Origin of the sequence: Citrobacter sp. RHB35-C17, assembly GCF_013816795.1 — a bacterium.
GTDB classification, from domain to species: Bacteria; Pseudomonadota; Gammaproteobacteria; order Enterobacterales; family Enterobacteriaceae; genus Citrobacter_A; species Citrobacter_A amalonaticus.
In genome coordinates this window covers 1077033-1093174 of sequence record NZ_CP057150.1, presented here as the reverse complement: position 1 = coordinate 1093174, position 16142 = coordinate 1077033, and the positions used below count along the sequence as shown (strand labels likewise).

General features: G+C 51.2%; 7 protein-coding genes, 1 tRNA gene and 3 pseudogenes. 2 read left to right on the top strand and 9 right to left on the bottom strand.

The features are described 5' to 3' along the window. Positions 1-40: 40 nt before the first annotated feature. Positions 41-673 carry a LysE family transporter gene (locus HVZ37_RS05190; protein ID WP_044258897.1) on the top strand — a complete coding sequence of 211 codons (633 nt, stop codon included), beginning with the start codon at positions 41-43 and terminating at the stop codon, positions 671-673. Positions 674-794: 121 nt separating this feature from the next. Here the strand turns inward: HVZ37_RS05190 and HVZ37_RS05185 are convergent, their stop codons facing one another. The 4 genes and pseudogenes from HVZ37_RS05185 to HVZ37_RS05170 all read right to left on the bottom strand — a co-directional run bounded on the left by HVZ37_RS05185 (position 795) and on the right by HVZ37_RS05170 (position 8033). After that, complete coding sequence (locus HVZ37_RS05185) at positions 795-3737, bottom strand: autotransporter outer membrane beta-barrel domain-containing protein (RefSeq protein WP_249418377.1); 2943 nt, start codon at positions 3735-3737, stop codon at positions 795-797. Positions 3738-4335: 598 nt separating this feature from the next. Beyond that, positions 4336-5880 carry a peptide MFS transporter gene (locus HVZ37_RS05180; protein WP_043001668.1) on the bottom strand — a complete coding sequence of 515 codons (1545 nt, stop codon included), beginning with the start codon at positions 5878-5880 and terminating at the stop codon, positions 4336-4338. Between the two features lie 532 nt (positions 5881-6412). Further along, a pseudogene (locus tag HVZ37_RS05175) lies at positions 6413-7237 on the bottom strand (class I SAM-dependent methyltransferase); the annotation flags it as partial. Positions 7238-7343: 106 nt separating this feature from the next. Beyond that, entirely contained in the window at positions 7344-8033 is a 690-nt protein-coding gene (locus HVZ37_RS05170) for a cyclic nucleotide-binding domain-containing protein (RefSeq protein WP_043001670.1), read from the bottom strand. Between the two features lie 331 nt (positions 8034-8364). Here HVZ37_RS05170 and HVZ37_RS05165 point away from each other — a divergent pair, with 331 nt between their 5' ends. Continuing rightward, positions 8365-8679: a PTS cellobiose transporter subunit IIB gene (locus HVZ37_RS05165; protein WP_043002012.1), complete on the top strand. Its 315-nt coding sequence runs from the start codon at positions 8365-8367 to the stop codon at positions 8677-8679. Positions 8680-8774: 95 nt separating this feature from the next. Here HVZ37_RS05165 and HVZ37_RS05160 read toward each other — a convergent pair whose 3' ends face one another. The 5 genes and pseudogenes from HVZ37_RS05160 to proA form a co-directional block, all read right to left on the bottom strand. Beyond that, positions 8775-9671: a PHP domain-containing protein gene (locus HVZ37_RS05160; protein WP_230324197.1), complete on the bottom strand. Its 897-nt coding sequence runs from the start codon at positions 9669-9671 to the stop codon at positions 8775-8777. 363 nt (positions 9672-10034) lie between these two features. Continuing rightward, positions 10035-13720: pseudogene (locus HVZ37_RS05155) on the bottom strand (S6 family peptidase). Positions 13721-14137: 417 nt separating this feature from the next. Then, positions 14138-14493: pseudogene (locus HVZ37_RS05150) on the bottom strand (IS3 family transposase); the annotation flags it as partial. A gap of 199 nt (positions 14494-14692) precedes the next feature. Beyond that, positions 14693-14768: transfer RNA gene (locus tag HVZ37_RS05145), tRNA-Thr, on the bottom strand. Between the two features lie 114 nt (positions 14769-14882). Continuing rightward, positions 14883-16136 (bottom strand): glutamate-5-semialdehyde dehydrogenase, encoded by a 1254-nt coding sequence (proA, locus tag HVZ37_RS05140; protein ID WP_181628167.1) that lies wholly within the window; start codon positions 16134-16136, stop codon positions 14883-14885. Positions 16137-16142 lie beyond the last annotated feature (6 nt).

The following is a 16142-nucleotide window of genomic DNA, read 5'->3' as shown; positions in this document are numbered from 1 at the left end:
AAGATGGAGTGACGTTATCCAGCTCAGGGAAATGTGGTTTATGGAACCTCTACATGCGGTTTTCCTCACCGTCAGCCTGTTCGTGTTAACCTTCTTCAACCCCGGCGCCAATCTGTTTGTGGTCGTGCAAACCAGTCTGGCCTCCGGACGGCGCGCAGGAGTATTAACCGGTCTGGGCGTTGCGTCAGGTGACGCTATCTATTCCGGGCTGGGGCTGTTTGGCATGGCGACACTGATCACCCAGTGCGAGGCGGTATTTTCGGTGATCAAAATTGGCGGCGGCGCGTATCTGCTGTGGTTTGCCTGGAACAGTATGCGTCACCAGGCCACACCGCAGATGCCAACGCTGCAGCAACCCGTTAGCGCGCCATGGACCGTGTTCTTTCGTCGTGGCTTACTGACCGATCTGTCAAATCCGCAAACCGTCCTGTTTTTTATCAGTATCTTCTCCGTTACGCTGAGTGCCGACACGCCTATGTGGGCAAGGATGATGGCCTGGGCCGGGATTGTGCTCTCTTCGGTTATCTGGCGCGTCTTTCTGAGCCAGGCCTTTTCGTTGCCTGCCGTGCGTCGGGCATACGGCAGAATACAGCGCGTCGCCAGTCGCATCATCGGCGCGATAATTGGCCTGCTGGCGTTACGTTTAATTTATGAAGGGATTACGCATCGGTAACATACTGTTTAGAGAGAGGATTTCATACCCATACTGCCGGATGGCGATGCGTTGCGCCTTATCCGGCCTACAGGTTTTTTGCCTGGCCGGGTAAAGCGAAACCGCCTCCCGGCACTTTGCATCAGAACGACGCTTTAATACCGATCATCGCTGAAGTGTCGCTGTAGCCGTTGTTACCAACCTGCTGAGCGACGTTGCCCCACAGGGCGACGTTCTTCGTCAACTGGCCTTCAACCCCGGCTTTCAGTTCGCCAATATTGCGGGCGCCTTTCAGATTCACATTTTCACCGTTCATTGCGACGCCAAAGTCTTTGCTGTTGTGGATCCAGTTGGCTTCGACAAACGGCTGGAAGGTGTGGTCTTTGCCGTCGTCCAGTGTGTTGTGGCCCTTGCCGAACAGACGGACGCCGACGCGGGTCTGGATGTTGCCATCGCCGTTACCTTCAACGCGGGTACCGTTAACTTCTTTGTGCTCATCTGCCTTCACGCCCATCCAGGTGATCTGGGCTTTTGGCTGAATATACAGCGCGTTACGCTCGCTGAGTTCGGCCAGTTTCCAGGTGTAGCCGGATTCGACAGAGGCGGTGAAGCCCTTCGAATCATACTCTTCAGATTCGACGTCACGACCAGAAACGGTGTTATCAAACCAGCTGTACTGCGCCCAAGTATCGACATACGCGCCTTCGTGCGTCGCGTTGTCCTGCAGCCAGGTGCCGTACAAACCAACGCTGTAACCACTGATGCGGCTGTCGGCCCGGTTACCGTTACGCTGGTTTTCGGCACGCGCTTTCTGGTTCGCATAACCGGCCATCAGACCCAGATGGTAGCGGTCGGTGTTGTCCGAAGACCACTGCGCAATGTCGCCGCCCAGTTGCATGACATAACGGTTGGCCTGCATATCCAGTTGACCACTGCTGTCTTTCTGACGGGTATGACCGCCCACGTTACGCAGCCACATACTGGTGACGGCTTCTTCGCCGGTCAGCGCGTCCACGTAATGCGTTTCGCCCAGACGATCCTGCAAACGGGTATTGAACAGCGTGTTCGCCGCCTGCAGGTTCATGCCGTACAGACCGGCTTCCGGACGCACCGCGTGTTCGCGCGGCGTCGGAGTTGGCGGCTGCGGATCGGTAGGATTCAGAGGATCCAGCGGAGTAACCGGAGACAGGGCGCTGCTCAGATACCAGTTTTTATTATTCTCGCCTTCACCACGATGCAGGGTGTAGTCATACGCACCAGCCACGATACGGCCATTTTGTTTAAACACACCGTCAGAATTGCCGCCAACGCTAATCAGTTCGATGCCCGACGTCGTCAGACCGCCCGCGCCCCCGGCGTTCAGTACTTTAACGTTCGTGCTGCCGGAGGTGTTGCCCGCAACGATCATCCGGTCAGTCGGTGAGCTGTCATCGCCCAGTTGGGTGTTCATCACGAGATTACCGTTAGTGCCTGTGTAATCACCGTCCACTGTCAGGGTTTTGAAGCTCGCGGTATCACGCGTCAGCATACGACGCTTTGCGGCGGTCGGCATAAAGGTCAGCGTGGAGTCATCCAGCGTCAGGTTGGTGAGCTGAGAACTTTTAGTCATGTTCCAGGCCGAGCCATCGGCCAGCGACAGGTTATTCACTGCATTGCCGCGGGTGACCATCCCGCCGACGAAACGCGACTGGTTAATCGCATTCACATCAACCACGGCGGAATCCAGGGCTTCAATCGTCCCGACAACGTCGATTTTCTGCGGGTTAATCGTCACGCGGGAGTCGGCGTTTTCCGCCAGAATGGCAGTGGCATCCGGGTCGTTGTAGTTAACCCCCATCTGTACCCCACCGTTCAGCGTGATTTCGCCGCCCTTGTCCGCACGGACGTAGTTCCAGCTCCCGCTGCGGGTAGTATCGACAACATCAATGTTCAGACGACCATTAATGTCGATTTTACCCGCCGTGAGGGCATCTTCTTTACTGGCCCGAATGCCGGTACCGGTTGTTTGCTGATGCCCCTGAGTGTCCAGCGTGATATTCAGGTCGTTACTGGTAAACTGCGAAGCGCCCACGGACTCGACACCACTGAGAACCGTACTCTCCGCGCCTGACTTCAGCAACAGGCTCGTCTTCCCTGCCATGGTCACATGTGCATCCAGATCAACGCCGGTGAGACCATCTGAAACCCAGATCCCGGAAATCACGCCATTCGCATCGTTCACGGTGACATCAATAGCGGTGTCGCCCAACGCTTCAACGTCAGCCCCGTTAGAACTGATGCCGTCCGCATACTGATCGGCGACGGATGTAATCGTGGCATTTTTATAACGAATCAGTGAACGGTCGGCATCCACACTGGATTCCGAATCGAGGCCGACGGCGTAGAATGTCCCCTTACTATTGACGATCAAATTTTCAGCGTTGATTTTCGATCCCGACTTTGCATAGATCGCGAAATTCTTCCCATTCGCCCCGGTCACCGCAGAATTAACCGTGGTGGTGCCGGTTAAGGTAAAGACGCCATTGTGTTTATTGCCAAGAATGCCCGCAATATCTTTGCCATCACGCTTTTGACTCATATTTATCGTCAAATTATCGGCAACGATCGAGCCTTTTTGCGCGAGATAGGCTGCACTGTTACCACCCACCTGAACGATACCCACCGCATACATGAACTGATAATCATTATCCAGCGGAATATCTGGTCGCCCCTCGACGGTGCCTGGAATGACATCGCCGATGATATGATTCACGGTAGTCCCTGAACCTAAATTAATGGTTCCGCTGTTGGCAACAATCACTGTCCCGTTGGAAATTAAAAAGTCACCGTTTTCAAATTCGCCCCCACCCGAGACCGTGGGCGTTCCGCCAGGGTTGGTAATGGTTACACCACCATTATTCGCCACGGAGATCGTATTGTTTTCCCCTGCGGTGCTAATGATTTTATATTCCTGATCTTTAGCGATGATCCCGCTTCCGCTAATAATACCATCTACATCATGAATGACTGCACCGGCGTTATTTGCCATTAACAGACTACTGATTAACAACGCCATGGTTGTTAATTTAAATTCTTTTCTCTTCATATCAATTCCACTGTATCGAAATAACAGCACGCTATACATCGCATGATTAAATGCAGTGTATTTGTGAATGCGTTAAGTAAAAGTCACGGCAATGTAACGTATGTCCTTCCGACCCAAACGCCCTGAGTCTCATTGCGGTATTTAGGCAATATTTTCCAGATATCAGGCGTGAGAACAAATGAAATGATCTTAGCCATAATGACAATTCAATCATCTTAAAAACAAAACAATAAAAGAATATAATTCCTTAAATAGCATTATATACAGCATATTATTTCTTTAAATGCAGTTCAGAAATGAGGTGTTTAAGAATAATTAATCTCCACTTAAGATCTTTCCTCATTAATCAGACATAAAGGATCATGTGAAACCTCATTTTGTGAGGAAGAGTGACGGTATTTCGCCGATCATCTCCGGCAACATAGCGACAACAGGCCGACGTTTTTTCAGCCTGAAGCATGTTCTGGTGGGAATAGCATTAACGATTATGAGACGGGCGTTTGTTCGTCAGAATAAAGATTTTACCTGGCAAGAAAAAATAAAACCGGCGCATCAGGCACCGGTTTTATCTGTGAGTGTTAATTATCGGTCAGGCATTTTACGCCGGTTTTTGCTCCGTTTTCGTTTGCGCGTTTTCCAGCATCCGACGCACCGGAACAATCAGCACAATCAGTACTGCCGCACAAATCAGCAATGCAATGGAGCAGCGGGCGAAGAGATCAGGCAGCATGTCCAGTTGGTCAGCCTTAACGTGCCCACCAATCAGACCCGCCGCCAGGTTACCTAAAGCGCTGGCACAGAACCACAGGCCCATCATCTGACCCCGCATTCTTTCGGGCGCTAACAGCGTCATGGTCGCCAGACCAATCGGGCTCAGACACAGCTCACCCAGCGTCAGCATCAGGATGCTGCCCACCAGCCAGAACGGCGATACGCCTGCTCCACCGTTGCTCAGGACATTCTGCGCCGCCATCATCATCAGGCCAAAGCCCGCTGCCGCGCACAGAATACCGATAACAAACTTGGTGATACTGCTCGGGCGCACATTTCGGCGCGCCAGTGCCGGCCAGGCCCAGCTAAAGACCGGAGCTAGCAGGATGATAAACAGGGCGTTGATCGACTGGAACCAGACGGCTGGAATTTCGAAATCACCGATCATGCGGTTGGTGTAGTCGTTCGCGAACAGGTTGAACGAGGTTGGTTTCTGCTCAAACGCCGACCAGAAAAAGGCCGCAGAAACCAGTAAAATAAAGCAGACCAACAGTCTGGCGCGCTCTTTGCGGGTCAACCCGGCAAACACGAACAGATAGATAAAGTAGAGCGCCACAGACGCGGCAATAACGTAGACCAGCATGCTGGCAACGGCGACCGGATTAATGACAATCACGCCCTGGGCAATCAGCGTCACAATGATAGCAACACCAACGGCCAGCGCCAGCAACCAGCGTCCCACGCCGTTTCTCTTCACCACCGGGCTGTTCCAGGTCGAATCAAGCCCCACTTCGCGGTCATAGCGTTTCATGGAAGGAACGGCAAACACGCGGAAGATAATCAGCGCGACCAGCATCCCGATCCCACCGATACCAAAGCCCCAGTGCCAGCCGTGAGATTTGATTAACCAGCCAGAGATCAACGGGGCAATGAATGACCCCATGTTAATCCCCATGTAGAACAACGAAAAACCGCCATCGCGGCGGGCATCGCCTTTCTTATAGAGGGTTCCCACCATGACCGAGATACAGGTTTTGAACAGACCCGACCCCAGCACGATAAACATCAAACCGATGAAAAACAGGTTGTCGCCCATCCAGGCCGACAGGGCAATCGACAGATGGCCGAGCGCGATCAGGATCGAGCCGTACCACACCGCGCGTTGCTGCCCGAGCCAGTTATCCGCGAGCCAGCCGCCCGGCAGCGCTGCCAGGTACATACTGCCGGCAAAAATACCGACGATAGCAGACGCATTTTCCCGCGCCAGTCCCATGCCACCGTCGTAGACGGTCGCGGCCATGAACAGAATCAGTAACGGACGAATGCCATAAAACGAAAACCGTTCCCACATCTCCGTGAAGAACAGTGACCCCAGCGGATAGGGATGGCCGAAGAACGTTCGGCTTTCGTTTTTATTAACAGAGGAATGCATAATTTCTCCCGAAATGGTGTGTTGTCTTGCTTGTAGCCGCTGAATTACCCGCCGACCATTCATCTATCTGGTCGATCATTCACATCCAGCGAAATATTATTTAACCATTTGATAACCATAAGACAGTTTTGTCTAGTGCCAACATCGGGACTTTAAGATGAAAACTCGATAGATGTCTAGTTTTGTAGATTTTATGTTTGATAAACAAGGATAATGATTGACTTTAAAGGCTTGCAAATAATTGCCTATCAATTTTTTAATAAACAAGGTGTTATCTACAAGCATTGTCCCGGGAAGCGCGAAGGATCGAGCTGTATCTTCCAGGGCATTTTTTTACTGAGATACTTGCACGGGAGGTTGAATCGCTTCGCCGTCGCCCGAATGACATGGCTGAATCCTGAGGATGAATCATGCCCTTGCCAGGTAAGGTTCTCCGTTATAGCGAAAAAGCCCGACAGCGTAAGCCATCGGGCATCGGTTTTCTCTGGTTGCAGCACAGAGCAATTGTCGTTTATACCGTCTCTCGACGTCCCATCAGGGCGTAGAGCTTGCCGGCAAAGGTTTCACTGACCGGCCACTCTTCAGCGGCAATACGCGTCGTCGTGTGAAAACCGCACTGCGCCAGCAACTGCAAATACTCGTCATCCCGCCAGGCCCGCGTCTGGCTGCTAAAATGCACAACGCTGGCGTCGGCCTTGAGCGCCCAGAACGTCGTGGTGCTGGTTTGCGTTTCTTCATTCCAGCGATTTTCGCTCAATAACAGATGCGGTTCGGCGAGAAAAAGCCCCTCTGGACACCGCTGCCAGAACGCGGGAGCCATCCCCTGTCTTTTGACCTCGTCAAACGTATGCACTTCAATCAGCAACTTGCCCCCCGGCTTCAGCCAGGCTGCACTACGCGCCACCAGCCGTTGCGCATCCTCAAAACTGAAGACATTGATTTCACCGAAGGTCATCATAACGAAATCAAACGTGCCATCAGGCTGGTAGTCGCGGACGTCCTGTTCCTGATAATCAATATCCAGCGCTGCGCTCTGCGCCTGTTCTCGCGCCCACTGCACAGAGGCCGGAGAAAAATCGACGCCAGTGCAATCAAATCCGCGCTGCGCGAGACGTTGAGTGTAAAATCCGGGGCCGCATCCCAAATCAAGTATTGTTGCGCCCACGGGAAGCTGGCGGGCGATCCAGTCGACCTGTTGTTCAATGACCGAGAGTTTACGACTGGCCCAGTCGTGTTCCTGCGACAAATGGTTTTCCAGCATCCTGCGGCTGAAATCCGGATCATTCCACGGGATCTTTCCGCCCGTTTCACGATCGTTGTATTGTCCACTCAGAAGTGTCAGTTCAAGAAGATTCATCCGTTGATCTCATCGTAATGTACCTGGTGGCTGAAATATCGCTCCAGCCTGCCTTCACAACGGGCGCATTATCTCATGCTTCCGGGATTATTTACCCCACTCCAACTCACACCAATTCAGATTTGTCAGCAGGAAAATCTGATAAGCGAACAGGATTAATCACCTTCAGGGTTTTATTTTTGTGTTGAATAATCCCTTGCTGCGCAAGTTTTATCAGCGCACGATTGAGTTGCCTGACAGAAACTCCCAACATGGCCGCGAGTGACTCTCTTTTCTCCAGTTGAATTGTGGCGCCTTCGTTTTGCGTTTTAATAAGTAAGAATTTACGCAATTTAGATTCCACCGAAATCGCGCCACTGGAATGGATCAGTGAATTATGCAGTAGTTTATGACTTAAATTCTGGCACATAAAAAGAAGAAAGGCGGGATCGTTCATCGCGTGTTCTTTTACGGCCTCGACCGGTAGGGTCAGTAACCATGAGTCCGTTAATGCCTGAACGGAACCGACAGCCTTACTTTTCTTAATGGAGAAAAGTTCCATTTCGCCAACCACCGAAAAAGGCGTTTCAAAAGAATAAACCGCGTGCGTCCCGTTTGGATTATGGCGCTCGACCTGCAGTTTACCGTCAACCAGGAAATAGAGATGCGTCAAATAGGTGTTTTGCGTCATCAGATACTCCCCGGCATCAATTTTGACCAGACGCAGTGTCGCTAACAGGGAGGGGTTAATTATCGCCGATAACCTGTTCGTTAAAATAAACCGCTCTTTTAAGGCACTGTCATTGATATTTTTCATCTTCCCCTCGACGCAATCCCATTTTCCCTTTATGGGATAGCACAATAAAGTGAGCGCGGCGATAACAAAAAGGACATCTGTCTCTTTTACTATCGCCAACTCCCTGTGTTGTCACATTGATGCGAATTGACTACTGTGCGTACCACACCTTTTCATGACGTGTTCAGGAACTCAGTTCCACTTAAGTGTCATCAACCTGTCTTCACGGCAGGAGGCACCAGAGGTCTGCGCTACCGACGCTGAATATATTTGTTATGCAAATAAGATGTGGCGCTCATTTTTTGAACACAGCCAGCCCTATTCTGTGAACCGTTTTCAGGAGGTCAAAAACATGAAAAAGCTTCTGATAGGTTGTTTGTTCGGGAATACGGCAAATTCTCTTGCCAAAAAGATGCAGGTACTGGCTGAAAGCCGCGGCTATCCTCTCATGATAAGCGCGGTGGGGCTGGATAATTTCGAAAGCGTGGCGCCCGCTTTCGACGGTTTTCTCATAGCGCCGCATATTCAGTACAAGCTCAATGAAATTTATGACATTGTCGGAAATGCACGCCCTGTCGCCATTATTGAAAGCCTGCCCTACGCGTCGCTGGATGCGGAGAAAGTGTTAAACTTTGTGAAGGAGAAAATGCCTGAGCTGGCAGCCTGACGCCGCAACGTATTAGCCGCTTCCGCTCATGAATAAGAATAACAGGGGCAATCTCAAAAAATTAAACCCGGTGCGTTCCGCCGGGTTTGTCTATGTCAATAAAGCGTCACCCTTTCAAGAATTTCCAGCGTCTTCGGCAGTGCGGTCGCCCAGGGCTGGCTGCTGCCCATCTTGATATTGGGCTTGTTTTTACCGTGGAAATCGCTGCCGCTGGTCGCCAACAACGCGTTATCCAGCGTGAACTGATAAAGTTCGCGACGAAGTGCTTCATCATGATAGCTGGAAAAAACCTCCACGCCCTGTACGCCGAGCGGCAACATTTGCTCAATCACCGACAACGGCTTTTCCTTTACGTTGGCGCCGATATGCGCAATCACCGGAATACCGCCGTTATCAATAATCATCGACGCCATCTCAGCCATGGGTGGCAGATCAACCTTCACATGGCAGGGTTTATCACGACCAAAAAAATCCCAGAAGAAGTTAATCAACGGCATGTCACTGCGAGAGTTCCCTGCCCGGTACGGCAGCAACAGTTCATGATTCGCATTGCGCGCATCCTCTAAAATTAACTCCGCCATCTGCTCTTCCTGCGGAACGCGATCGCCCGCCAGGGCATACAGGCGATCGACGTCAAGCTGGAACCCGAGCGCCCGAAGTTTCGCCAGTTTCAGCGGGGTCGCGACGCTTTCCAGATGGTGGAAATTCTGCTCGACGACGTCAAAGTCCCGACAATCACGACGAAAACCGTAGCCCAGCAGATGATAGTTATTACCCGCAAACGAGCAGTCAATTTCAATGCCCGTCATCACTCTCACAGCGTTTTCATTGCCATAGTGAATAGCTTCCTCAACGGACCGCGCCGAGTTGTGATCGGTTATCGCCAGCACCGCCAGGTTCGCCGCTTTCGCCATTGTCAACAGATCGCTGACAGGGAAATCCGCATCGTCGCTGTATACCGAATGCATGTGCAAATCGATACGCTTCATCATCTTCTCCTTAAGCTGATATTCAGGTACTGCAGGCACTATATGACCAGACAGGGGATTAATACAGCGCAGCGCGCGCGAAAATTCTGAGTTTGAAAATCAGTAGAAATATCGGTGCGGGTTAATCCGTTTCTCATAAGGAGAACCCGAGGGGAGCATTACGTTTGTCCCTCATTGTGAAAACGATTAATTTTCCGAATAAAGGAAATAATCAAAATCGGCATATATGCGCTCGCCGGTGAAATCCTGACAACAACAGATGAAAAATCAACAAAGGGATATCTCTATGATCGATAATCTGGAGACCTCATCGAAGACTTCCGACTTTAGTGGAGAGTGTCTCATGACACTCTCCACTAATATCTGTCAGAACATATAACGGAAATTCGCGTTTATCGCGTTATCCACGTTGTATTTACCAAAGGTGGATTTCTCAAACTCCAGCCCGAAGCGCATGTTGTCCTTTATCTGCGCGTTCATGCCGACATTGAACAACATCCGGCTGTCCTTCTCCCCTTTAATCCGTTTCTCTCCGGACGCATCACGAAGTACGGTCTCGCCGTTATTCAGCAGGTCGAACTGCCAGCTGGTGCCGGCCCGGGCCGTCACGCTCCAGTCCTTACCGCTAAAGGTTTTGCCCAGCTCCACACCTGTCCGGCCGACCAGTGGACTGAAGTCCTTGTTCTTCATGCTCAGGTCCATATTTCCCTCTTTCCAGCGGAACGTTTTGCCTGACACCGCGCCATAAACCAGTTCGGCCTGCGGCTCAATAAAGGTGTCCTCCGTCAGGTGATAACGGTAACCCGTTTCTGCACCGGCATACCAGGAGTGCGTACCGTAATGCTTCGTCCCCAGGCCGGCAAAGTTGCCCGTGCAATCATTGTCATGGTGAATATATTTACCAATCAAATCGATATAGGCACCGGAATTAAACAGCGCTGAAGCATACAGACCGCCGCCCACGGATTTTGTCTTCCCGCTGAACGCATCACTGTCTGCGCTGCTGTCGGTATAGGTCATCGTGACACCAGTGAACAGGTCCACACCGTCCAGCGTATGTTTTTTGTCAAAATCGACCTGAACGTGGGTGTAGTTATCACTGTACCCGCCGTCTGCTGAACCAGCGCCGTTCATGATACGGGCCCAGGCTCCGGCATCACCTTTCGTGTCACGCAGCTCCCCCATACGTTTATTCAGATTGTTCACTTCCGTCATGAAGTTTTTGTAGCCGGCATTCATGAAACTGTCCGCCTTCGCCGCAGCGGCTTTATCAGCCTCTGCTCTGAAACCATCCAGAATCCACTTCGTACTGCCGCCGGTGGTGTCGACATGCAGCGTCGGTGTCACCCGGCTGAACCCCGTGACCCGGGTACCGGCCTTAAAGACATCCCCTGCCGTGCCGGCCGGCGCACTGACCAGCGGGATGTTCAGGGACTGCCCCGGAGCCGGGTTCTTCATAAAGCTGACGTTGAGGGTGTTGTCTGAACCGCCGGCTTTCCCCGTCACGCTGATTTTATCGGCATTTTTCAGGTCAGTACGCAGGACAAAGTCACTGCCCGTGGCATCAAGCGTGTTTACCGTCAGGGTGCGGAAGGCGCCCTTTTCTTCAGACTGTACCCGGCTGTTACGGGCCGTCAGGTTGTTGACGGTGGAATCTCCGGTCAACTGCCACAGACCACTGTTCATGCTGACGTTTCCCTTACCGCCGGTGATGGCACCGTAGTATGCCGCGTTATATCCACCAAACATTCCTTCAGCCAGTGCGGACGAAACGGAGGAAGACAGCGTCCCGGGCGCATCCGTTCCAATACGGACAGCGGACGGGCTGGTTGCATGAATGTCCCCGGAAACATGTGCCCAGTTGCGGATGTCCAGAGTGGCATTGTTGCCGGTCAAATCGTATCCTTCTGTCATAGACAACATCGGCGTGAACTGACCGTCTGAGCCGGTAACCGGCGTTCCGCTCAGGGAAAGCGTACCATTCTTCCCAATCTGAACCCGGCCGTCACTGTAGAGCCCTTTCTGTGCTTTCAGATGACCGCCGTCACGAACAAAGAGAGCTGAGTTCACAAAGACACCGCTGTCCTGCAGCACGGCCTCAGATGAGGTGACGTTTACCTGACTGTCATGAGCCTCAATCCCGCCGGTGAAGCGGCTGTTAATGTCCAGCGTGGAGCCTTTCTGCAGCGTGATATTGCCCTGATACTGGCTTTCCACCGGAGAAGATGTACCTTCCTCCGGATTGACGTAATTACCGGTACTGTCATTTTTATCAATAATGACCTTATTACTTCCCAGCGTGATATGGCTGTTGTCCGACTGTATGTCACCGTTCAGGACAGCATTACGTGAAAGATGGAAGTCAGCATTCTTCAGCGACAGCGTTTTCAGTGTGAACTGACGGTTCTCCCAGTCTTTCTGGGTCAGGGAGACGGGGGCACTGCCGTTGACTGAAGCATGGATAACCGGATGCCCCTGGAAAATCAGACTGCCCCCCTCTTTACTCAGGTTTCCGCCAGGCAGATTTACGGAACCATCCATCACCACCTTACGTTCACCCGGCAATTGCGGGATAGTGACATCCATATTCCCGGTCAACTGGCCATGATAGATGACGGGCTGTTTTGCACGTTCAGCCAGGACCCGGTCTTTTACTGTCTGAATGGCTTTGTTTTTATCAGTACCGACAAATTCCCATTGTTTCGGGTCATTCAGGCTGTTCCCCCACAGGGTATTACCATAGGTGGAGGATTTAAGAATATAGTAGGATGTCTGTCCATTCAGATTACGGCTGTATAAGCTTCCGGGTGTACCTTTTCCGCCAAACGGATTAACAGTACCAATCGGGACGCTGACTTCTTCATTATTTGCTGTAGACAAATTCAGTGACAGGTGGGATTTATTCGCGGCCTTGTTTGCAATGACCGCACCATAATCAGACACCCGCAGACGAGTGAAAGTGATATCGTTACCGTTCAGGTCAAGCACCCCTCCCCGATAACCCCAGGAGATATTATCCGGGTTAACCTGTCGTGAATCCGCAAGCACAACGGTCGGACGTCCACTGGCAAGATTGACTGAGCTGAAAGCCTGGACATTTCCTGCGGCATCAGGCTTTTGAGCCAGAATGACAGTCCCGTCCCCGGTTTTAAGCCCGCCGGGATTAACCCCGATACCGCTTACGGTCAGCGTCCCTTCACCAAGTTTATGCAGGTTGTCACCGGCAACACCGTTGACCTTCCAGGTCACATTGGTCCCCTTGTCTGTAATAATACCTGCGCCTGTCCATGTTTTTCCGGCGTCAGCAGACACTGTGTAACCGGATTGAAAGTCTGGCCGGGGTTGGTAACAATGGTTCCGTTTGAAATGAGGGGAGTACCAATTGTTCCCCCTGTTTTAAAAGCATATCCGCCTGCAATCCTGGTTAATTTTCCATCCCTGTCTTTTGTATATTGCGCTCCACTCCCCACACGATAAAACTCCGTATAACGTTCAGTATTTTTATAGGCATTAACTTTGGTACCTTCAGCTGTAACGCTGACAGGGGCAACTTCAGTGACCAGTTTATTCAGGCGTGGTGCATGGAAATCAGTAGAGGGGTGATCATTACGATCGACTATCGTATAAGTATTTTTCCCATCACCGAAACTGACACTTTGATAACCACTGTTATGTTTCACACTGGCCAGATACTGCGGCGAAATCAGTGTGGCCACCCCACTGGTACTTACGCTACTGAAATCCGCCATTGGTGCTTTATCCAGACGACCTACAAGCTGACCATTTTTATCATAGACGGGGATATCAGTAGCACCGGGAACAAAGAGTCCTTTATTCTCTGCAAAGTCGCGAAATAACTGATAAGAAATATCGTCTCGAACAATACCAGCCTGTGACATCATCGGATAAGATAAACAAGTCACAGAGATGCTAATAAGTGATATTTGCTTTAATTTCCGGCTTGTTCGTTTAACCACCCGGCTGGCCAGCTCAGATACAGCAATGGGCCCTTGCGTAACAGGGCAATATTTAAGTGAATATATTTTGTTCACAGCAAACTCTCCACGACCCTCATAGATAACATCAACAATTAAACTAATTTATATTCATCTAATAAAAAAGGATATGTTAAACATGACAAAAGAAAATAAAGTGTAATTATTTTAAATTAACACCTCCGCCAATCAATAAAGTCCCGACACTTCACTTTTTGAAAACATCATTTTCCTGATCTGGTGTTAACTTTTATATCATAAAATTATGCATATTCATGTCGATTTATCAAAAAATTCATTTAATTATCATTTTGTGATATTTTACTGCCACCAAAAAAATCATAAACATCAAATATTAGCATCAATAGAATTACACCAATCAACAAATCAGTTTTTCCTTATTGACCTTGCGTAAGAGGCTGCTTATATCGAAATTATTTTGATGCGTGAATCGCCACGGATAATCCAGACACTTCAGAGCCGTTGATAATATTGATTTTCACATTCTGCCGGTGGCATCCGATCGCCAGAACCATACCGACGTTTATTGTTATAAATATTTCGATGTAATCAAAAATATCACTGCGGGCTTCTTCCCGCGTTCCGTAGAACTATTTATTTATCCGTTCACGCTTCAATAGCGGGAAAAACTTTATGCAACGGCGTTGTCGTGGCATTTACCACGACGGCTCATACTACTACTACCCTTTAGTCCGTGTGATTTCGGAAACGACTGTCACTCATAGCTTGTGTATGACGACCTTGATCAGAATGAACCAGCACCTGTTTTGAGGATTACGTCGCCATACGGCCATCAGAGGCGTATTTATCTCTGGATATAGCAACCCTGTCGCGTATGAAGCTTGATCGGGGGCGCCTCCCTGGACCGAACACAGAATGCCCCCACTGATGCCCCCGACTGTGACTTGATTCCGGTTGAGTCCCGTTGATAACAAGAGATAAGATCGGGCTATAAACCGCAGTATATGGGCTTTAGTTGATTTCTGTAGGCCTGGGAAGCGTTTGAAATGGTGCCGATAATAGGAGTCGAACCTACGACCTTCGCATTACGAATGCGCTGCTCTACCAACTGAGCTATATCGGCCCTGAAGAGGACGTGACCACGAGTGTGAACACGGGGTAGAAGGTTAAAACTAACCGGGCGATGCGTCAATAGCCTTGCGAATCAAGTGGCTGATTTTGCATCACCCGGCGTTATTTAGGCACGAATCGTATCGTCACCAAAGCCGATCCACTTATAGGTAGTCAGCGCTTCCAGCCCCATAGGACCACGGGCATGTAATTTTTGCGTACTGACGGCAACTTCCGCACCGAGACCAAACTGTCCGCCATCGGTAAAACGGGTCGAGGCGTTGACGTATACCGCGGACGAATCCACTTCGTTCACAAAACGGTTCGCGTTGTGCATGGTGCGCGTCAGGATGGCGTCGGAATGCTGAGTGCCGTGCTCGCGAATATGCGCGATGGCGTCATCCAGGTCCGCGACGATTTTGACGTTCAAATCCAGCGACAGGAACTCGTCGTCAAATTCTTCCGCTTTCACTGCCACCACGTTTGCCGGGCCCGAGCTCAACAGGACAAGCGACCGTTCATCCGCATGCAGCGTTACACCGCTCTCCGCCATCTGCTGACTCAGCGCAGGCAGAAAACGCGCCGCGATGTCCTGGTGCACTAACAGCGTCTCTACCGTGTTACAAGTACTCGGACGTTGCGTTTTCGCATTGACGATAATCTTCAGCGCCGGGGCAATCTCTGCGCTGTCGTCGACAACGATATGACACACCCCAATCCCACCGGTGATCACCGGAATGGTCGACTGCTCGCGGCACAGCTTATGCAGACCCGCGCCGCCACGCGGAATCAGCATGTCGATATATTTGTCCATGCGCAGCATCTCATTCACCAGCGCACGGTCGGGGCTTTCAATGGCCTGAACCGCCGCTTCCGGTAGCCCGCAGGAGGTTAACGCCTGCTGGATCACGCGCACGGTGGCAGCATTGGTGCGATACGTCTCTTTACCGCCGCGCAGAATCGCCGCATTGCCCGTTTTCAGGCACAGAGAGGCGACATCGACGGTGACGTTCGGGCGGGCTTCATAAATCACGCCAATCACGCCCAGCGGCACACGGCGACGCTCCAGACGCAGCCCGCTGTCCAGTAGCCCTCCGTCAATCACCTGCCCAACCGGATCCGCCAGATTGCAGACCTGACGGACGTCATCAGCAATCGCTTTCAGGCGCGCCGGCGTCAGCGCCAGGCGATCAAGCATCGCCTCGCTCAGACCGTTCGTACGCGCTTCGGCCACGTCCTGCGCATTGGCGTTCAGGATAGTTTCCGTTTGCGCTTCAAGCGCATCAGCTATTTGTTCCAGCACGCGATTTTTTTCGCGGCTGGAGAGTTGCGCCAGTTTGTACGACGCGGCTTTGGCAGCAATGCCCATTTGTTCCAGCATTTATCT

Coding starts and splice junctions, on each gene's coding strand:
- HVZ37_RS05190 (WP_044258897.1), top strand. CDS start 41: ATGGAACCTCTACATGCGGTTTTCCTCACCGTCAGCCTGTTCGTGTTA.
- HVZ37_RS05185 (WP_249418377.1), bottom strand. CDS start 3,737: ATGAAGAGAAAAGAATTTAAATTAACAACCATGGCGTTGTTAATCAGT.
- HVZ37_RS05180 (WP_043001668.1), bottom strand. CDS start 5,880: ATGCATTCCTCTGTTAATAAAAACGAAAGCCGAACGTTCTTCGGCCAT.
- HVZ37_RS05170 (WP_043001670.1), bottom strand. CDS start 8,033: ATGAAAAATATCAATGACAGTGCCTTAAAAGAGCGGTTTATTTTAACG.
- HVZ37_RS05165 (WP_043002012.1), top strand. CDS start 8,365: ATGAAAAAGCTTCTGATAGGTTGTTTGTTCGGGAATACGGCAAATTCT.
- HVZ37_RS05160 (WP_230324197.1), bottom strand. CDS start 9,671: ATGATGAAGCGTATCGATTTGCACATGCATTCGGTATACAGCGACGAT.
- proA (WP_181628167.1), bottom strand. CDS start 16,136: ATGCTGGAACAAATGGGCATTGCTGCCAAAGCCGCGTCGTACAAACTG.